General features: G+C 72.3%; 15 protein-coding genes and 1 pseudogene. 6 read left to right on the top strand and 10 right to left on the bottom strand.

The window, feature by feature from the left end; all coding sequences use genetic code 11:
• Positions 1–554 (bottom strand): annotated as a pseudogene (locus FLL47_RS30700) (hypothetical protein); the annotation flags it as partial.
• A 145-nt stretch (positions 555–699) separates the two neighbouring features.
• Positions 700–2,103 (bottom strand): replication-associated recombination protein A, encoded by a 1,404-nt coding sequence (locus FLL47_RS30705; RefSeq protein ID WP_144125419.1) that lies wholly within the window; start codon positions 2,101–2,103, stop codon positions 700–702.
• 74 nt (positions 2,104–2,177) lie between these two features.
• Here FLL47_RS30705 and FLL47_RS30710 point away from each other — a divergent pair, with 74 nt between their 5' ends.
• Positions 2,178–2,912, top strand: a complete 735-nt coding sequence (locus FLL47_RS30710; protein ID WP_144125422.1) for a GNAT family N-acetyltransferase — start codon at positions 2,178–2,180, stop codon at positions 2,910–2,912.
• Between the two features lie 113 nt (positions 2,913–3,025).
• Here FLL47_RS30710 and FLL47_RS30715 read toward each other — a convergent pair whose 3' ends face one another.
• The 4 genes from FLL47_RS30715 to FLL47_RS30730 all read right to left on the bottom strand — a co-directional run bounded on the left by FLL47_RS30715 (position 3,026) and on the right by FLL47_RS30730 (position 7,402).
• Positions 3,026–3,748 carry a M50 family metallopeptidase gene (locus tag FLL47_RS30715; protein ID WP_144125425.1) on the bottom strand — a complete coding sequence of 241 codons (723 nt, stop codon included), beginning with the start codon at positions 3,746–3,748 and terminating at the stop codon, positions 3,026–3,028.
• 186 nt (positions 3,749–3,934) lie between these two features.
• Positions 3,935–4,741 carry a sugar nucleotide-binding protein gene (locus FLL47_RS30720; protein ID WP_144125428.1) on the bottom strand — a complete coding sequence of 269 codons (807 nt, stop codon included), beginning with the start codon at positions 4,739–4,741 and terminating at the stop codon, positions 3,935–3,937.
• On the bottom strand, positions 4,741–6,534 hold the full coding sequence (gene aspS / locus FLL47_RS30725) for an aspartate--tRNA ligase (RefSeq protein WP_144125431.1): 1,794 nt from the start codon (positions 6,532–6,534) through the stop codon (positions 4,741–4,743). Before aspS ends, FLL47_RS30720 begins: the two co-directional genes overlap by 1 nt.
• A 262-nt stretch (positions 6,535–6,796) precedes the next feature.
• Positions 6,797–7,402 carry a hypothetical protein gene (locus tag FLL47_RS30730; protein WP_144125433.1) on the bottom strand — a complete coding sequence of 202 codons (606 nt, stop codon included), beginning with the start codon at positions 7,400–7,402 and terminating at the stop codon, positions 6,797–6,799.
• Positions 7,403–7,437: 35 nt separating this feature from the next.
• Between FLL47_RS30730 and FLL47_RS30735 the strand changes: the two genes are divergently transcribed.
• Together FLL47_RS30735 and FLL47_RS30740 are read left to right on the top strand one after the other, a co-directional pair.
• Positions 7,438–8,133 (top strand): response regulator transcription factor, encoded by a 696-nt coding sequence (locus tag FLL47_RS30735; protein ID WP_144125436.1) that lies wholly within the window; start codon positions 7,438–7,440, stop codon positions 8,131–8,133.
• The gene (locus FLL47_RS30740) at positions 8,130–9,455 is read left to right on the top strand and encodes a sensor histidine kinase (protein ID WP_144125439.1); all 1,326 of its coding nucleotides are present in this window, start codon (positions 8,130–8,132) and stop codon (positions 9,453–9,455) included. The genes FLL47_RS30735 and FLL47_RS30740 overlap by 4 nt, the downstream gene beginning before the upstream one ends.
• A 104-nt stretch (positions 9,456–9,559) precedes the next feature.
• On the opposite strand, the gene FLL47_RS30745 is transcribed toward FLL47_RS30740, so the two are convergent.
• The 3 genes from FLL47_RS30745 to FLL47_RS30755 are packed head-to-tail and all read right to left on the bottom strand — an operon-like array spanning position 9,560 to position 13,228.
• A complete protein-coding gene (locus FLL47_RS30745; protein ID WP_144125443.1) occupies positions 9,560–11,113 on the bottom strand; it encodes a glycoside hydrolase family 3 protein in 1,554 nt (517 codons plus the stop codon).
• 54 nt (positions 11,114–11,167) lie between these two features.
• On the bottom strand, positions 11,168–12,502 hold the full coding sequence (gene hisS / locus FLL47_RS30750) for a histidine--tRNA ligase (protein ID WP_144125446.1): 1,335 nt from the start codon (positions 12,500–12,502) through the stop codon (positions 11,168–11,170).
• A gap of 30 nt (positions 12,503–12,532) precedes the next feature.
• Complete coding sequence (locus FLL47_RS30755) at positions 12,533–13,228, bottom strand: MBL fold metallo-hydrolase (RefSeq protein WP_144125449.1); 696 nt, start codon at positions 13,226–13,228, stop codon at positions 12,533–12,535.
• A gap of 281 nt (positions 13,229–13,509) precedes the next feature.
• Between FLL47_RS30755 and FLL47_RS30760 the strand changes: the two genes are divergently transcribed.
• The 3 genes from FLL47_RS30760 (at position 13,510) to FLL47_RS44320 (ending at position 16,265) form a co-directional block, all read left to right on the top strand.
• The gene (locus FLL47_RS30760; protein ID WP_144125452.1) at positions 13,510–14,454 is read left to right on the top strand and encodes a peptidylprolyl isomerase; all 945 of its coding nucleotides are present in this window, start codon (positions 13,510–13,512) and stop codon (positions 14,452–14,454) included.
• Between the two features lie 25 nt (positions 14,455–14,479).
• A complete protein-coding gene (locus FLL47_RS30765; protein ID WP_144125455.1) occupies positions 14,480–15,280 on the top strand; it encodes a peptidylprolyl isomerase in 801 nt (266 codons plus the stop codon).
• Positions 15,281–15,437: 157 nt separating this feature from the next.
• The gene (locus FLL47_RS44320; RefSeq protein WP_246158884.1) at positions 15,438–16,265 is read left to right on the top strand and encodes a peptidylprolyl isomerase; all 828 of its coding nucleotides are present in this window, start codon (positions 15,438–15,440) and stop codon (positions 16,263–16,265) included.
• 106 nt (positions 16,266–16,371) lie between these two features.
• Here the strand turns inward: FLL47_RS44320 and FLL47_RS30775 are convergent, their stop codons facing one another.
• Positions 16,372–18,642 carry a RelA/SpoT family protein gene (locus FLL47_RS30775; protein WP_230686645.1) on the bottom strand — a complete coding sequence of 757 codons (2,271 nt, stop codon included), beginning with the start codon at positions 18,640–18,642 and terminating at the stop codon, positions 16,372–16,374.
• Positions 18,643–19,006: the final 364 nt, after the last annotated feature.

Here is a 19,006-nt window from a genome sequence, read left to right on the forward strand (position 1 = left end):
GTCGGCCTGCCGCAGCAGCTCCGGGGCGCTGCGGGCGTCGGCGCTGGTGGCGATGCCGATGCTGGCGATGCCGGAGACCAGCCGGTCGTCGATGGTGAACGGCTCGGCCAGCGCGGCCACGATCCGGCCGGCTCGTCGTCGGCCCGGCGGCGGCCCGCGGGCGGCTCCTCCGGGGTGCGCCTGCGACCGCCCTGGGTGTCCTCACCGGCACGGCGGGCACCGCCGGCGGTGTCCTCACCGGCACGGCGGGCACCACCCGCGGTGTCCTCGTCACGGCGGCGGGCAGCCGGAGCGTCGCCGCCGCGCGGGCGGCGAGCGGCGTCGGCCGGAGCGCCGGGGGCACGGCCCGCCGGGGCGTCGTCGCTCAACGCGCTCAGCTTGTCCCAACGGCTGCTGCCGCCGTCGGTGAAGTCACTGTCGTCGAACTGGTCCTTGGCCTGCTTGGCGCCGCGCAGGTCGTCGAGCCAGCCGGTCTCCTCCTGCGGGACCTCCTCGGCCTCGCCGCCGCGGCCCTTCTTCCGGCCCCGTCCGTCGGTCGCATCGGCCCTGCTCATCGGTTCTCCTCGCTGCGCTCGTCGGCGCGATGAGCTGCCCTGAGCCCCGGGGCTCCCTCGCAACGCTCACTCACCGAGTTCTCCTCGCTTCGCTCGTCGGCCCGCTGAACCGCACTGAGCCCCATGGTTCGCTCACTGCGTTCGCTCACGGCTTCTCCTCGCTGCGTCCGGTGCTGCCAGTCCCGCGGACCACGGCGCGCAACCTCGGCAGGCGTTCGGCGATGTGCCGTTCGCCACCGTGTCCGGTGGGACGGTAGTAGTCCACTCCCACGAGATCGTCGGGTGGGTACTGCTGACCCACCACACCTCGGGCGTCGTCGTGCGGGTAGCGGTAGCCGATGCCGTGGCCCAGGCCCTTCGAGCCCGCGTAGTGCGCGTCACGCAGGTGCGAGGGCACCGCACCGGCCTTGCCGGCCCGCACGTCGGCGATCGCCGCGGAGATGGCCGTGGTGACCGCGTTGGACTTGGGCGCGGTGGCCAGGTGCGCGACCGCCTGTGCCAGGTTCAGCTGTGCCTCGGGCAGGCCGACGTGCTGCACGGCGTACGAGGCGTTCACCGCCGCGGTCAGCGCCGTCGGATCGGCCAGGCCGACGTCCTCGCTCGCGAAGATGATCAGGCGGCGGGCGATGAAACGCGGGTCCTCCCCGGCGGTCAGCATCCGCGCCAGGTAGTGCAGCGCCGCGTCCACGTCCGAACCGCGCATGCTCTTGATGAACGCGCTGATCACGTCGTAGTGGGCGTCGCCCGCGCGGTCGTAGCGCAGCGCGGCCACGTCGACCGCGCGCTCCGCGGTGGCCACGTCGATCTCGGGCACGCCGTCGCCGTCGTGGATCGCGAGCGCGGAGCCGGCCGCGGCCTCCAGCGCGGTGAGCGCCTTGCGCACGTCGCCGCCGGCCAGCCGGACCAGGTGGTCCTCGGCCTCGGGAGCGATGGTGACCGTGCCGCCCAGGCCGCGCGGGTCGGCCAGCGCGCGGCGCACCAGGCCCCGGACCGCGTCGTCGTCCAGCGGCTTGAGGGTCAGCAGCACGCAGCGCGACAGCAGTGGCGAGATGATCGAGAAGTACGGGTTCTCCGTGGTCGCGGCGAGCAGCGTCACCGTGCGGTCCTCGACCGCGGCCAGCAGCGAATCCTGCTGAGTCTTGGTGAACCGGTGCACCTCGTCGATGAACAGCACGGTGGGCGGGCCGCCCGCGCGGCGGCGGCGGCGCGCGGTGTCGATGACCTCGCGCACCTCCTTGACCCCGGCGGTGAGCGCGGACATCGCGACGAAGTGCCGGTCGTCGGCGTCGGCGACGAGGTGGGCGATCGTGGTCTTGCCGCAGCCGGGCGGCCCCCAGAGGATCACCGACATCGGCGCACCGCCCGCGACCAGGCGACGCAGCGGCGCCCCCGGGGCCAGCAGGTGGTCCTGGCCGACGAGCTCGTCGATGCCGGCCGGGCGCAGCCGGACGGCCAGCGGGGCGTCCGCCGACGGCGCCTCGAACCCCGGCGAGCTGATCCTGCGATCAGCCGTCGAGGGCTCCAGGGGGAAGAGGCCGTCGGTCTGCATCACGCAGACGATACCCGGCACCGCGACAGGCCGCCTCGGCCGATCTTCGACAACCCGACCGGTAAGGTGACACCGTGGCGATCACCCCTGACTTCATCGGACGTGACGACCTGCTCGCGAAGGTGGACCACCATCCCTACGCGCGCCTCACCGCAGGCGGTGACGACGTACGGGGGTATGCCCTGGACGGCGCGCTGGCCTGGACCTCGCTCGGCCCGTGGGGCCCGATCGCGGCCTCGCTCGGCGATGCGGCCCCGGTCGTCGCGCTGTTCGCCCGGCTCGCCGCCGACGGCGCGCTGACCGCCGGGAGCTGGCTGCACCTGCCCCGGGTCACCCACGCCGAGACGGCCGCGGCGCTGCCCGCCGACGTACACGACGACTGGGACTACCTGTGGACCACCGGCACGCCCGCGCCGCACCCGGGTGAGGCCGGCGTGGTCGCGCTGGACGCCGCCGACCACGACGGCATCGCCGCGGTGCTCGACGACGCGCTGCCCGGCAGCACCAGCCGCCCCGGTGACCCGCGCATCCGGCAGTGGTACGGCATTCGCGACGGCGGCCGGGTGGTGGCCGTCGCGGGCGACCGCAGCCCGAACGGCGTCGGTTTCCTGGCCGGCATCGCCGTCGCCGCCGACGCGCAGGGCCGCGGCCACGGAGCCGCCCTCACCACCGCCCTGACCCGCCGCCTGGTCGCCGAGTTCGGGGTCAGCTCGCTCGGTGTGATGTCCGACAACACCCGTGCCCTGGCCCTCTACCACCGTCTCGGCTACGCCGAGTCGATCGCCCGCACCTCCCTGCGCCTGGCCTGACCCACCCCCCTTTTTTTATAGACGCTGGCCTATCTCATCGAAAATTCGGAGATCATATTCGATGAGATAGGCCAGCGTCTACAGAAAGGCGGGTGGCGGCGCCCGGCGGAGGATCACCAGGGCAGGGCGGTCTCCGGCAGCAGGTCGAGCAGGTAGGCCCCGGCGAGCACGGAGCCGACGGTCCAGAGCAGGAACACGAACACCCAGAAGCCGCCGGGCAGCCGGGTGATCCCGGCGAGCTGGTCGGGGTCGGAGCGCATGCCGCTGCCCCGGCGCCGGTGCAGCTGCACCTCCACCACCGGGCGCACCCCGCCGATGAGCAGGAACCACACCCCCGTGTACGCGAACAGCGCCTGCCACGGCCCGGTGGCGTACCAGGAGACGGCGAACACTGCCGCGCCGGTGGCCAGGATGAGCAGCAGGCCGTAGAAGTTGCGGATCATGATAAGAATCGGGACCAGCAGCAGGATCGTCAGCCACAGCAGCAGCCGGATGTGCCCGCGGTCGAGCAGGGCCGCGCCCCCGATACCGAGCAGCGACGGGGTCGCGTATCCGGCGAGCAGGGTGACGGCCATGCCGATGCCGGTCGGCTTGCCTTTCATGATGGTCAGCCCGGAGGTGTCCGAGTGCAGCCGGATGCCGCGCAGGCGCCGCCCGGTGAGCACCGCGGCCGCCGCGTGCCCGCCCTCGTGCGCGATGGTGATGGCGTTGCGCACCACGCGCCAGGTCGTGTTCACGCCGACCAGCGCCAGCGCGATCAGCCCCGCCCCGGCCACGACGCCGAACGGGGGCTGCGCCTGCGCGCCGAGGATGTCACCGAGGGAGATCGACACCAGCGCACCCTACCCGCGCTCCCCCACCGGCACGATCCCCCGCCCGGCCCCCGTCCACGGGCCCGCCCGCCCCGGGCACCGCCACGACCGTCCTGCAGTTTCGGGGAAACTGCAGGAATCACTGACGCGTTTGCTGCAGTTTCCCCGAAACTGCGCACGGGTCCACCCGGCGGCAAGGGGGCGGGGCGGTCAGGGGAGGAGTTCGGTGACGCCGCGGAGGCGGGTGTGGAGGACTGAGCGGGCGAGGGTGGTGTCGAGGCGGACCTCGGCGGGGGAGATGAAGCCGCGTTCGAGGGCGGAGCCGCCGGGGACGCGGTCGGCGGGGATGCCGTGCTTGGCGGCGACGCGTACGCCCAGCTCGTGGCGGCTGATCGGCTCGGGACCCGCCACGTTGAGGATGCCGCGGAAGTCGCCCTCGGCGAGCTCCAGCAGGGCCGCGGCCAGGTCGTCGACCGCGATCGGGTGCCGGATGTGGTCGGTGAACAGCACACCGCCCACCCGCCCGGCCGCCATGTCGAGCGCCAGCTGGTGCTGCTTCGAGTCGTCGTCCCCGATGATCAGCGACGTGCGGGCGATGGCCGCGTCCGGATGCGTCGCGAGCACCGCGGTCTCCGCCGCCGCCTTGGCCGCGCCGTACGGGTACACCGGCTCCGGCAGGTCGGCCTCGGTGTAGGGCGCCGGGCGGCCCTTGAAGATCGCGTCGGAGGACACGTGCACCAGCCGGGCGCCGGTACGCGCCGCGGCCGCCGCCACCCAGGCCGCGCCCAGCGCGGTGACCGCCCAGTCCGACTGGACGTAACTGGTGTGCACCACGGCGTCGGGCCGCAGCTCGTCGAGGAGCAGGCCGACGGCCGCCCGGTCCCGGACATCGAGCGGCACCAGCCCTTCCACGCGAGTGGAGTGGCTGGTGCCGGTCACGTCGTGCCCCGCCGCGCGGGCGAGGTGGAGCAGGCGGCCACCGGTGTATCCCGAACCTCCGGTGACCAGGATCCGCATTACTTCGCGGCGGCCTTGGCCTTGGCGGCGTCCTCGCCCGGGGCCTTCGGCTTGGCGTCCACGCCGGCCTCCAGGCGCTGCTGGGCCGTGATCGGGGTGGGCGCGCCGGTCAGCGGGTCGAAGCCGCCGCCCGACTTCGGGAAGGCGATGACGTCGCGGATCGAGTCCACGCCGGCCAGCAGCATGCAGACGCGGTCCCAGCCCAGCGCGATGCCGCCGTGCGGCGGGGGGCCGTACGCGAACGCGTCGAGCAGGAAGCCGAACTTGTCCTTGGCCTCCTCGTCGGTGATGCCGAGCAGGGTGAACACCCGCTTCTGCACGTCGCCGCGGTGGATACGGATCGAGCCGCCGCCGATCTCGTTGCCGTTGCAGACGATGTCGTACGCGTACGCCAGGGCCTTGTCGGGCGCGGACTCGAAGTTGTCGATCCAGTCCTCGTTCGGCGAGGTGAACGGGTGGTGCACCGCGGTCCACGCGCCCTCGACGACGCCCTCGCCGGGGATGTCGACCGGCTCGAACATCGGCGCGTCGACGACCCAGCAGAACGCCCACGCCGACTCGTCGATCAGGTTCGCCCGCTTGGCGATCTCGATACGGGCCGCGCCGAGCAGGTCCTGCGCGTGGCGGCGGGTGCCGGCGGCGAAGAACACCGCGTCGCCGGGCTTCGCGCCGACCGCGTCGGCCAGCCCGGCCAGGTGCGCCTCGGACAGGTTCTTGGCGACGGGGCCGCGGGCCTCGCCGGTCTCCGCGTCGAGCACCACGTAGGCGAGGCCGCGGGCGCCGCGCGCCTTGGCCCAGTCCTGCCAGCCGTCGAGCTCCTTGCGGGTCTGCGACGCGCCGCCGGGCATGACCACCGCGCCGACGTACTCGGCCTGGAACACCCGGAACTCGGTGCCCTCGAAGTAGCGGGTCAGCTCGGTCAGCTCGACCGCGTAGCGCAGGTCGGGCTTGTCGGAGCCGTAGCGGTTCATCGCGTCGTGGTACGTGATGCGCGGGATCGGCGTCGGGATCTCGTGGTTCGCCAGCTCGCGCCACAGCGAGCCGACGATCTCCTCGCCGAGCTCGATGACGTCGTCCTGGGTGACGAACGACATCTCGATGTCGAGCTGGGTGAACTCGGGCTGCCGGTCGGCCCGGAAGTCCTCGTCGCGGTAGCAGCGCGCGATCTGGTAGTAGCGCTCCATGCCGGCCACCATCAGCAGCTGCTTGAACAGCTGCGGGGACTGCGGCAGCGCGTACCACGCGCCCGGCTGCAGCCGGACCGGCACCAGGAAGTCGCGGGCGCCCTCGGGCGTGGAGCGGGTCAGCGTCGGGGTCTCGATCTCGAGGAAGTCGCGCGCGCCCAGCACCTCGCGGGCGATGGCGTTGGCCCGCGAGCGCAGCCGGATCGCCTTGGCCTGGTTGGCCCGGCGCAGGTCCAGGTAGCGGTGGCGCAGGCGGGCCTCCTCGCCGACGGTGACGTGCTCGTCGATCGGGAACGGCAGCGGCGCGGCCTCCGACAGCACGGTCAGGTCGGTGACGGTGACCTCGATCGCGCCGGTCGGCAGCTCGGGGTTCTCGTTGCCCTCGGGACGCGTGCCCACGGTGCCGGTGACCTTGACGCAGTACTCGTTGCGCAGCGCGTGGGCCTGGGCCTCGTCGCGGAAAACGATCTGCACGATGCCGGAGGCGTCGCGCAGGTCGATGAAGGTCACTCCGCCGTGATCACGTCGCCGGGCCACCCAGCCGGCGAGGGTGACGCTCTGGCCGGCGTGCTCGGCACGCAGACTGCCAGCGGTGTGGGTACGGATCACGATGCTCTCCTCGGACTGCGGAAACACGCCGCGGAACGCGGTGCGGCGCCAGAGGTCATTCTCGCATGTGCCCGGGTTCGCCCTGCCGCGAGCGCGGCCTACCTGAAATCCGCCTCAAACACGGCCCAAGAACGGCTGAGCGAGCTTTGTCCCCCGCCCCGGATATCCGAGGCTCGTTCACGTGATGTCCGGGCTGCGCTCCCCGTCGCGGCGCGCCGTCTCTCACGCGGCACGCCGCCGGGGTCGCCGCGCGCCCTGCCCGTCAGCCGACGGTGGACACCTCCGAGTAGGGCCGGCCCTCCCACCAGATCGCGTCGACGACGATCTGGTCGGAGGCGCGGTGGAACTGCACCACCACCCGCTCCGGATCCGGCTGCGAGGTGGCCACCTGGTAGTCGCCGCGCGGCGTGGCCGAGACCAGGTAGACCCGCTCGTGGGCCATCCGGATCACCGCGGTGCCGCCCGCGGTCGGGAAGCTGCGCAGGTAGGAGCGGGAGCCGTCGGACTCGGTGAACACCTGCCAGCCGTCGACCGTCATGGCCGGTGACGGCTGGGGCTGCGCCGGCTTGCCCGCCGGCGACGGCGACGTGCGCGGCGGGGCAGGTGACGACAACGTCGCCGGGGGCGCCACGGACGGCGACGGCAGCGGCACGAGGGTGACGGTCGGGACCGGACGCGACGGCGTGGCCAGCGGCGCGGGCGGTTGCGGCGGCAGCGCCTCCAGGCGCAACGGCACCGGCTCGGGCACGGCTGTGGCCAGCACCGGGCCCAGTCCCACCCAGACCACGGCCGCCGACGTGGCGGTCACCGCGGCCCAGCCGCCGACGTACCCCGCCGACCTCGCCGCAAACGGCCACCCCGAACCCATCCCGCTATCTAACAGCTTCCGATACGGTGCGAGCCATGCCCCTCGTACTCGTCGTGGAGGACGACCCCGCCATTCGCGACGCGCTCGGCAACGCCCTGACCGTCGCCGGCTACGCCGTGCAGACGGTCGGCACCGCGTTGCAAGGTCTCAAATCGCTGACCAGCGAACGCAGCGAGCGACCCGACCTGGTCATCCTCGACCTCGGACTGCCCGATCTGGACGGAGCCGACGCCCTGCGCATGATGCGAGCCGTCAGTGACGTGCCGGTGATCGTCGCCACCGCCCGCCGCGGCGAGCACGACGCGATCCGGCTGCTCAACTCCGGCGCCGACGACTACATGACCAAACCGTTCTCCGCCGCGCACGTGACCGCCCGGGTGGCCGCGGTGCTGCGCCGGACCCAGCCGCGGACCGAGTCCTCCGACACCGTGGTCGAGATCGGGCCGCTGCGCATGGACGAGAGCACCCGCGTGGTCACCCTGGACGGCACCCCGCTGACCCTGACCCGCAAGGAGTACGACGTGCTGGCCTACCTCGCGGCCCGGGTGGGCCGGGTGGTGACCCGCCGCGAACTGTTCACGGAGGTGTGGCAGCAGCCCTTCGTCGGGGCCGACCAGACCCTGGACGTGCACCTGTCCTGGCTGCGGCGCAAGCTCGGCGAGACCGCGGCGCAGCCGCGCATGCTGCGTACCATCCGCGGCGTCGGCGTGATGCTGGTGCCGCCCTCATGAGGGCCACCCTGGCCCGCGGCGCGCTCGCCGTCACGTCGATGGTGGCGCTGGCCTTCCTCGTGCCGCTCGCGCTGGTCACCAAGCAGATCGCAGAGGACCGCGCGCTGCTCGACGCCCGTCAGCAGGCTGCCGCGGTGGTCACGGCGCTGGCCGTGTCGAGCGACCCGGCGGTGCTGAGCCGGGCCATGGCGGCCACCGCCGACGGCCCGCGCCAGCGCCTGGCCGTGCACCTGTCCACCGGAGTATCGCTGGGCGCGAGCCGGGCCGAGATGGCCGACATCAAGCTGGCCGCCGACCGCGGCGGCTCGCTGACCGCGCCGGTCGAGGACGGTCTGGTGTACCTGCAGCCGGCCGCGCTCGACGGCGGCCGCAACGCGGTCGTCGAGGTGTTCGTCCCCGAGGCGGACCTGTCCCGGGGCGTGGCCACCGCCTGGTGGTCCATGGGCGCGCTGGCGGCGCTGCTGGTCGCGGTGTCGGTGGCGCTGGCCGACCGGCTCGGCTGGCGGGTGGTGGGCGCGACCAGGCAGCTGGCCCGCGCCTCGCGCGCGGTCGGCTCCGGCGACCTGACCGTGCGGGTCGACCCGGCCGGGCCGCCCGATCTGGTCGAGGTGGGTGAGGCGTTCAACGCCATGGCGGACCGGCTCAACGCGGTCATCGACGCCGAACGCGAGCGCGCCGCCGACCTGTCGCACCGGCTGCGCACCCCGCTGACCGCGCTGCGCCTGGACACCGACGCGCTGCCGCCGGGCCCGGAGAGCGACCGGATGCGCCAGGCCGTGGAGGCCCTCGACGCCGAAATCGACGCGATCATCGCGGGTGCCCGCCGCACCGCCGCCGAACGCGCCGCAGAGGAGACCGACCTGGTGGACGTGGTGGCCGACCGGCTGGCGTTCTGGGCCGTGCTCGCCGAGGACCACGGCCGTCCCTGGCAGGTCGTCGGCGCGGACGAGCCGGTCTGGCTGCCGGTGCCGCGTACCGACGCGATCGGTGCGGTCGACGCGCTGATCGGCAACATCTTCCGGCACACGCCGCACGGCACCGGATTCCGCGTGACCGTCACCCCCGACACCCTGGTGGTCGAGGACGGCGGCCCCGGCATCGCCGACGCCGACGCGGCCCTGCAGCGCGGCGTCAGCGGCGGCGGCTCCACCGGCCTCGGCCTCGACATCGTCTGCCAACTGGCCCGCCAGGCGGGCGGCAGCATCGCCGTCGACCGCGGCGACCTCGGCGGCGCCCGCGTCACCGTCACCCTGACCCCGCTGGCCCCCGCGGCTCCCGCCCACGCCGCCGCAGTCCGCTTCCGCCGCGGCCAACAAGCCTGACCCCGCCCAGCTACCGCTCCCGCGCCCCGCGCTCCATGCCGAGATCGCTGTTTCGTGTCAGAAAGTGCAGCCCGACCACACCTCTCGACACGAAACAGCGATCTTCACCCGGCTAGGGCCTCGGCCGCGGCCTGGCCGCAGACGGCGGCTGCGCCGTGCGTGGCCAGGTGTACCGCGCCGACGGGTGCGCCCGCGGCGACGCCCATCTCGACCACGACCGTCTCCGGGCGGGCCGCCACGACGGCGTCGATCAGGTGCGCCAGCCAGGGGTGGCGGTGCGGATCGCGGCAGACCAGCACCGGGATGCGCCCGTCGGCTCCGGCGAGCACGTCGGCGATGGTCGCCCGCTCGTCCAGGCGGATCACGGTGGTCTCGGGGCACAGCTCCTTCAGCGGCGCGCCCACGCCCCACGGCGTACGCGCCTCGATGGCCAGGTTCATGGCGACGCCGAACTCGACCACGTGCGCGGGCCCGGCCAGCGGCAGCGTGCCCGCGCCGGTGACGCGCAGCGCGCGGCGCGCCGCGGCCAGGCCGATCTCGGGACGGTCCGCGGCGAGCCAGCGGGCTGCGGCGGCGGCACGCTCGCCGCGCTGGGCCGCGCTCTCGGCGGCGAAGACGGCGACCCGCGAGGCCGCCTCGGCCAGCCGGCTCTCCGGCAGCTCGCCGCTGACCACGGCGTCGACGATGCTGGTGCGCAGCAGCTCGACGACGGCCTCGTCGGCGCTCTCGCCGCCGACGCAGATGGCGTCCGCGCCGCCGGCGATGGCCAGCGCGGCCGCGCCGCCCAGCCCGTACCGCTGCGACACCGAGGCCATCTCGATGCCGTCGGTCACCACCAGGCCCTTGAAGCCGAGCTGCGCCCGCAGCAGGTCGATGAGCACGGAGCGGCTCATGGTGGCCGGCCGCTCCGGGTCCAGCGCGGGCACCAGCAGGTGCGCGGTCATGATGGAGCGGACCCCGGCGTCGATCGCGGCGGTGAACGGCGGCAGCTCGACCTGGCCGAGCCGGGCGGCGTCGACCTCGATGATCGGCAGCCCGTGGTGGGAGTCGACGCCGGTGTCACCGTGCCCGGGGAAGTGCTTGGCGCAGGCGGCCACGCCGGTGGACTGCAGGCCGCGGATCCAGGCCGCGGTGTGCCGGGCCACCAGGTCCGGGTCGCCGCCGAAGGAGCGTACGCCGATGACCGGGTTGGCCGGGTTGTTGTTCACGTCCGCGGCGGGCGCGTAGTCCAGGGTGATCCCGGCCGCGGCCAGCTGCGCGCCGATGTCGGCGGCGACGGCCTCGGTCAGCGCGGGGTCGTCCACCGCGCCGAGGGCGTGGTTGCCGGGCCGGCGGCTGCCGTGCTCCACGTCGAGGCGGGTGACGTCGCCGGACTCCTCGTCGACGGCGATGATCACGTCGGGGTTCTCCGCCACCAGCGCCGCGTTCAGCGCCGCGACCTGGTCCAGGTCGACGATGTTGCGGGCGAACAGCACGACGCCGCCCAACCCGTCGTTCAGGCGGCGGCGCAGCCAGTCGGGCGGCACGGTGCCGACGAAGCCGGGTTGCAGCACCGCGTCGGCCAGCCGGAGCAGACCACGATCGTGCAGGTGGGGCCGCTGCCCCGGCGCTGTGGCGGTGCCCAGCGCCGGGGACGTGCGGTGGTCTGTCGTGGTCATGCGCGTACGGCCCCCGTTTCAGAGTCGAGGACCACACACTATTACTTAAGTTTCCTAATTAAAAGTCCCCTCCACCACCGGGATGAGATCCACCGCCGGAGGTGTCCAGTTTCCGGCCGTCGCCTCGACCTGTTCGCCCGATCGGATGTCCTTCACGGTGTCCGCCGCGTCCTCGGCCCCGGGGAACCACACGTACGGAATCCCGCGGCGGTCGGCGAACTTGATCTGCTTGCCGAACTTGGCCGCACTCGGCGACACCTCGGTCGCGATCCCCCGCGCCCGCAACTGCGCCGCGATGCGGTCGCACGCCCGGCGGTCCTCCTCCGCCCCCACGGCGACCAGCACCGCGGTCGGCACCGATCGGCTGGCCGACAGCGCGTTCTCGCCGAACAGCACGCCCAGCAGGCGGCTGACGCCGATGGACAGACCGACGCCGGGGAACCGGTCGTTGCCGGAGCTGGCCAGGTTGTCGTAGCGCCCTCCGGAGCAGACCGAGCCGTAGCGCTCCAGCCCGGCCAGCTGCGTCTCGTAGACCGTGCCGGTGTAGTAGTCCAGTCCGCGGGCGATCTTCAGCTCGGCCCGGCACAGCCCCGGCGAGTGCGCCCCGGCCGCCTCGACCACGGCGGCCAGCTCGGCCAGGCCCTCGTCCAGCAGCGGGTCACTGATACCGAGCTTGCGCACGTCGTCGACGAACGACGTGTCGTCCGACGAGATCTCCGCGAGCGCCAGCACCAGCTTGGCCTGCGACTCGGTCACCCCGAGCGGAGCCAGCTCCGCGGTGACCCCGGCCGGGCCGATCTTGTCGAGCTTGTCCACCACCCGCATCACCGCCTCCGGGTCCACCAGGTCCAGTCCCTGGTAGAAGCCCTGCAGCACCTTGCGGTTGTTGACCAGGACGGTCGGCTTGGGGATGGGCAGCCCGGCGAGCGCGTCACCGATCACTAGCGGCAGCTCGGCCTCGTAGTGCGCGGGCAGCGTGTCCCGGTCCACGATGTCGATGTCGGCCTGCACGAACTCGCGGTAGCGGCCCACCTGCGGCCGCTCGCCCCGCCAAGCCTTCTGGATCTGGTATCGGCGGAACGGGAAGTGCAGCTTGCCCGCGTTCTCCAGCACGAAGCGGGCGAATGGCACGGTCAGGTCGAAGTGCAGGCCGAGGCTCGCGTCGGAGGTGTCCTCGCCTTCGGCCTGCAGGCGGCGCAGCACGTACACCTCCTTGGAGGTCTCGCCCTTGCGCAGCAGCTGGTCGAGCGGTTCGACGGCGCGCGTCTCCAGTGACGCGAAGCCGTACAGCTCGAAGGTGCGGCGGATGTGGTCGAGGAAGCGCTGCTCGATGATGCGCTGCGCGGGCAGCCACTCCGGGAAGCCGGACAGCGGCGTGGGCTTGCTCATGAAAACGTCACTCCAAGGGAAAAGTCTGAATCAGAAGCCCCGGCGGGGCGCGTCGCCGACGGTCAGCAGGTCGCGCAGGAACGGGTTGCGCGCGCGCTCGCGGCCGATGGTCGTCGACGGCCCGTGGCCGGGGAGCACCACGGTCTCGTCGGCCAGGGTCAGCACCTTGTCGCGCAGGCTCTCGGCCATGCGCGCCATGCTGCCGCCCGGCAGGTCGGTGCGGCCGATGCCGTCGCGGAAGAGCACGTCGCCGGTGAAGCAGAGCGGCTCGCCCTCCTGCCCGGGCATCCGGAACATCACCGACCCGCCGGTATGGCCCGGCGCATGGTCCACGGTGATCTCCAGCCCGGCGAGGCTCAGCACGGCTCCGTCGGTCAGCTCGGCGACGTCGTCGGGCTCGGCGTAGGGCAGCCGCCCGCCGAACATGGCGCTCAGGTCGACCGACAGCGCCTTGGCCGGATCGGCCAGCAGCTCACGGTCGGCCGAATGGATCCAGGCGGTGATGCCCCGGGCGCCGCACACCGGCGTGACGGAGAAGGTGTGGTCCAGATGCCCGTGGGTGAGCACGACGGCGGCCGGCCGCAGCCGGTGCTCGGCGAGAACCGCGTCCAGGTGGTCCATGACCCCGATGCCCGGGTCGATCACCACGCACTGCTCGCCGGGAGCGCTGGCGACCACATAACAGTTGGTCCCGAACGCCTGCGCCGGAAAGCCCACCACAAGCACGACAAAACCCCTCTCCGCAGACTTCAGCGCCCAGCCTAGTGCCAGCGCGGGCATCGACGGCGCACGGCACGAAGGCTCCGGAAGGCGATCATCCATCACAGAACCAGGACGGGCATACGTGTTTCTCAGCGTTTACCCGTACACTCGCTCGGACGTGTGGCGCGGCCCACGCCCGGCGGAGGCCGGCGCGGCGCGTGATGCGACACCAACCCCCTAACGTGATAAAGGTGACACAGCGGACATGCTTCGCTGCGGTCAAAATGGTGACAGGAGGAGCTCGGGTGGCTTCCAGCAATACCCGACAGCGCAAGCTGGCCCGCGCCAAGGTCGACCGGCAGATGGCTCGCCGGGCCGATCAGGAGCGCCGCTCGCGCCAGCTCAAGGCGGTGTTCGGCGGACTGTTCGCGATCGTGCTCGTCGGCGTGCTCGGGGCGTGGAGCCTCGGCGCCTTCGACGCGAAGCCGACGGAGACGGTCGCCGAGACCTGCGCCTGGAACCCGCTGGACCTAGCGGGCAACCCGTCCCTCAAGGACGCGGGCAAGCCGGCGACCAGCGGCATGCCGACCTCGGGCACGTCCGCGATGACGGTCGCCTTCGGCAGCGGCAACGTCGTGGCCGAACTCGACCGCACCGCCGCCCCGTGCGGCGCGGCCAGCCTGAAGTACCTCGCCGACAGCGGGTTCTACAACGACACCAAGTGCCACAAGCTGACCCACGGCGAGGGTGACTTCGCGCTGGCCTGTGGTGACCCGTCCGGCACCGGCAACGGCGGCGCGGCGTACTCCTGGTGGATGGAGAACCCGCCGGCCACCGCCGAGGACCCGAGCGCGGCGCCGTCGACCGGCACGAGCGCGTCGGCCGCGGCGACCCCGAGCCCGAACGCGGCCACGGCGGTCCGCTACCCGGCCGGCACGGTCGCCATGACGCCGAACGTCAACGGCAGCCAGTTCGTGATCTTCTACCAGGACTCGACCACCGAGACCGCGTACTCGATCGTCGGCAAGCTCACCTCGGGCCTCGAAGTCATCAAGAAGATCGCGCAGGCCGGCACCACCGCCAACGAGGCGGGCGAGGCGACCAAGCCCAAGCAGGACGTCGTCGTCAAGACGCTGACGGTGGTCGACACCACCGCCCCGGCTTCGCCGTCCACTCCGGCCAGCCCTGCCGCACCGGCCCCGTCCGGTTCGGCCACCACCCCGAAGCCGTCGGCCTCGACCGCCAGTTGATCAGTAGTAGCAGGAGGACAGACCCGTGAGTTCCACGATCCAGCGCCAGCGCGCGGCAGCCCGCGCGCGGCTCGAGCGCCAGATGGGCGAGCGGCTGGAAGAGGCCCGCAAGCGCAAGCAGCGCAACGCCATCATCGGCGCGGCGGTGGCCCTGCTGCTCGTCATCGGCGGCGCGGTATGGCTGACCAAGGCAGTCAGCGGCGGCGACGAGGACCCGGCCGCCGCCAACCCGCTGCCGCAGGGCAACGTGTGCACCTGGACGCCCGACGACGCGAAGGCGAACCCGAACCTCAAGGACGTCGGCACGCCGCCGACCGAGGTGAGCACCAAGGGCACCCAGACCATGACGATCACCACCAACCACGGTGTGATCGAGGCCAAGGTCAACACTGCCAAGGCGCCCTGCACCGCGGCCAGCATGACCTACCTGGCGAGCAAGAACTTCTTCGACAACACGAAGTGCCACCGCCTGGTCACCGAGGGCATCAAGGTGCTGCAGTGCGGTGACCCGAGCGGCACCGGCAACGGCGGCCCGTCCTACAAGATGGCCGAGGAGAACCTGCCCAACGTCACCGAGCCGACCAAGGCGTACCCGCCGGGCACCCTCGCGATGGCCAAGACCCAGGCTCCCAACAGCACGGGCAGCCAGTTCTTCATCGTGTACGGCGAGAGCCAGCTCGGCCCGGACTACACCGTGCTCGGCACCATCACCAAGGGCCTGGACGTCGTGGAGAAGGTCGCCAAGGACGGCATCGCGGCCGACGGGATCGCGCCGAAGACGCCGGTCACCATCACCTCGCTGAAGATGACGCCGGCCGAGAGCTGATCGCCGGTACGACACCAGTCGAAGAGGGGCGGGGCCTGACGGCCCCGCCCCTCTTCGCGTCCCCGGGTCCGTCGGTTGTGGACGCCTCGGGGTCACCGGCCGATGCACGGGATGCCGGAAGGCGCTACGCTGCGGTTCCACCTGTGACAGGAGACCCGTGGCCACACCCCCCTGGACGCCCGACGCCAGTTCGCACCAAGCTCCCGCAGGTCAGCGCCGCGCCACCAGCGGATGCCTGATTGCGGGCGTGGTCACCGCCATCGTCGTGGTGCTGATCTGCACGGTCGTCGCCGCGGTCGTGCTGGTGCAGCGGCTGCGCGACGAGGCCGCCACCGGCGCCGGGCCCGGGAACGAGCCGGCCGCCGCCGCGAGCGCCGGCTCCCCCGCGGGCGGCGCGTGCCGCTGGCTGCCGACCGACGAAGCGTCGAACCCGAACATCAAGAACGTCGGCACCCCGCCGACGACCGTGCCGACCAGCGGCGTCCAGCAGCTCACCATGACCACCGACCACGGTGTGATCAAGGTGCAGGTCGAGACCGCCAAGGCGCCGTGCGCGGCGGCCAGCATCACCTACCTGGCGGGCAGGAAGTTCTTCGACAACACCCGGTGCCACCGACTGGTGACCGAGGGCATCGAGGTGCTGCAGTGCGGCGACCCCACCGCCACGGGCATGGGCGGTCCGTCCTACCGGTACGCCGAAGAAAACCTGCCCAACGTCACCGACCCGGCCAAGAACTACCCGGTCGGCACCCTGGCCATGGCGAAGACCCAGGATCCGGCCACCACCGGCAGCCAGTTCTTCATCGTGTACGGCCCCAGCCCGCTCACGCCCGACTACACCGTGCTCGGCACCCTCACCGCGGGCCTCGACGTCGTCCAGGCGATCGGCAAGGCCGGCGCGGTCGACCCCGCAGGCAAGGCCGCCACCGACGGGGCCCCAAGCTCCCCCGTCACCATCACCTCCCTCACCGTCACCCCCGCCTGACCACCCGGCCACCCGGCCCGCCCGCGGGCACGACTCTTGAAGACTCGCGCCCTCGTCGACATGACGAGGGCGCGAGTCTTCAAGAGTTGTGGTGGAAGTCGGGCGGTCAGGCGCCGGAGGTGACGCGGTAGGCGTCCATGACGCCTTCCACGCCGCGTACGGCGTTGAGGAGGTGGCCCAGGTGCTTCGGGTCGGCCATTTCGAAGCTGAAGCGGCTGACGGCGATCCGGTCGCGGGTCGTGGTGACCGTCGCGGACAGGATGTTCACCCGCTCCTCGGACAGCGCCCGGGTGATGTCGGCCAGCAGCTTGTGCCGGTCGAGTGCCTCGACCTGGATCGCGACTAGGAACATCGAGCCCGCGGTCGGCTTCCAGGTGACCTCGACCAGCCGCTCCGGCTGCGCCTTGAGGTCGCCGGTGTTGACGCAGTCCTCGCGGTGCACGCTGATCCCGCCGGAGCGGGTCATGAAGCCGTACACCTGGTCGCCGGGCACCGGGGTGCAGCAGCGGGCCAGCTTGATCCAGACGTTGGACACGCCCTTGACCGCGACACCGGGATCGTGGCCGGGCGCCCGGGTGCGGCTGGGCCGGGTCGGGATGGTGGACTCGGCGATGTCCTCGACCGCGCCCTCCTCGCCGCCATATCCGGCGACCAGGCGCTGCACCACCGACTGCGCCGAGACCTGACCCTCGCCGACCGCCGCGTAGAGCGACGTGATGTCACTCAGGTGCAGCTCACGGGCGATGGCCAGCAGGCCGCCCGCGGTCAGCAGGCGCTGCAGCGGCAGGCCCTGCCGGCGCATGGCGCGGGCCAGGGAGTCCTTGCCCGCGTCGATGGCCTCGTCGCGGCGCTCCTTGTTGAAGTACTGCCGGATCTTCGTGCGCGCCCGCGAGGATTTGACGAAGCCCAGCCAGTCCTGGGTCGGACCCGCGCTCTCCGACTTCGACGTGAAGATCTCGATCACGTCGCCGTTGGACAGCACCGACTCCAGCGGCACCAGCTTGCTGTTGACCCGCGCGCCGATGCAGCGGTGGCCCACCTCGGTGTGCACCGCGTACGCGAAGTCCACCGGCGTGGAGCCGTTGGGCAGCGCGATGACCTCGCCCTTCGGCGTGAAGACGAACACTTCCTGGCTGGACAGGTCGTGGCGCAGCGCGTCGAGGAACTCGCCCGGGTCGGACGTCTCGCGCTGCCAGTCCAGCAGCTGGCGCAGCCAGGTCATGCCGTCGATGTGGCTGGACGGGCCGACCACCGTGGAGTTGGCCTTCGGGCCCTCCTTGTACTTCCAGTGCGCGGCGATGCCGTACTCCGCGGTGCCGTGCATCGCGTGGGTGCGGATCTGCATCTCGACCGGCTTGCCGTTGGGGCCGATCACGGTCGTGTGCAGCGACTGGTAGAAGTTCATCTTCGGCATGGCGATGTAGTCCTTGAACCGGCCGGGGACCGGTTGCCAGGCCGCGTGGATCACGCCGAGCGCCGCGTAGCAGTCGCGCACGGTGTCCACCAGGATGCGCACGCCGACGAGGTCGTAGATCTCGTTGAAGTCGCGGCCGCGCACGATCATCTTCTGGTAGATCGAGTACAGGTGCTTGGGCCGCCCGGTGACCTTCGCGTTGATCTTCGAGCCGCGCAGGTCGGCCTGCACCCGGTCGGTGACCTGCTTGAGCAGGTTGTCCCGCTGCGGGGTGTGGTCGCTGACCAGGCGCTGGATCTCCTTGAAGCGCTTGGGGAACAGCGTCGCGAAGGACAGGTCCTCCAGCTCCCACTTCACGGTGTTCATACCGAGCCGGTGCGCCAGCGGGGCCAGGATCTCCAGCGTCTCGCGCGCCTTCTGCTCCCGCTTGGCCACCGGCAGGAAGGTGAGCGTACGCATGTTGTGCAGCCGGTCGGCGAGCTTCACGACCAGCACGCGCGGGTCCTTGGCGGTGGACACGACCATCTTGCGGATCGTCTCGGCCTTGGCCGAGTCGCCCAGCTTCACCTTGTCGAGCTTGGTCACGCCGTCGACGAGCAGCGCCACCTCGTCGCCGAAGTCGGCGCGGGCCGCCTCCAGGGTGTAGGGCGTGTCCTCGATGGTGTCGTGCAGCAGCGCGGCCACCAGGGTGGTGGTGTCCATGCCGAGGTCGGCCAGGATGCTCGCGACGGCCAGCGGGTGCGTGATGTACGGGTCGCCGGACTTGCGGAACTGGCCCTCGTGCCACTGCCGGGCCGTCTCGTACGCCTTCTGCAGGACGCGGATGTCGGCCTTGGGGTGCGCGGCCCGGTGGGCGGCGATGAGCGGCTCCAGCTCCTCGCTGACGCTGGCGGACTGCCAGGGCGCGTTGAAGCGGGACAGCCGGGCGCGCACGCGGCGGCCGGACGGCACACCGGCGAACATGCCGAGCTGGTTGGTGCCGGGGGCGGCCCGCACCTCAGGTGCGGTGGCGCGCTCCTCCGGGCCCCGGTCGGCCTCGGCCGGGGACTGCTCGTTCGTGCCCGGGAAGGGCAGCACGGCTGCTGCCTCGCGCTTGGCGGGCTCGGCCGCCTTCGCGCCCTTCGCCGCCTGGGCCTTGTCTGGCCCGTTCCCGGCCGGTGACGTCTCCGCCACGGCCACGCTGGGGGCGACTTCCTGAGACAACGGCCGCTCCTTCGAGTGAGGTTCGGATAGCCCATGCTACCTGTGTTCGGGCTCGTCGGCCGATTTGCCGACAGGTGCGTACCGCAGCCGGCAGCAGCCGGGGAGGGCACTCGTGGCGTCCGTC

The sequence above is a fragment of the Catellatospora sichuanensis genome, from assembly GCF_007483665.1.
Classification (GTDB): Bacteria; Actinomycetota; Actinomycetes; order Mycobacteriales; family Micromonosporaceae; genus Catellatospora; species Catellatospora sichuanensis.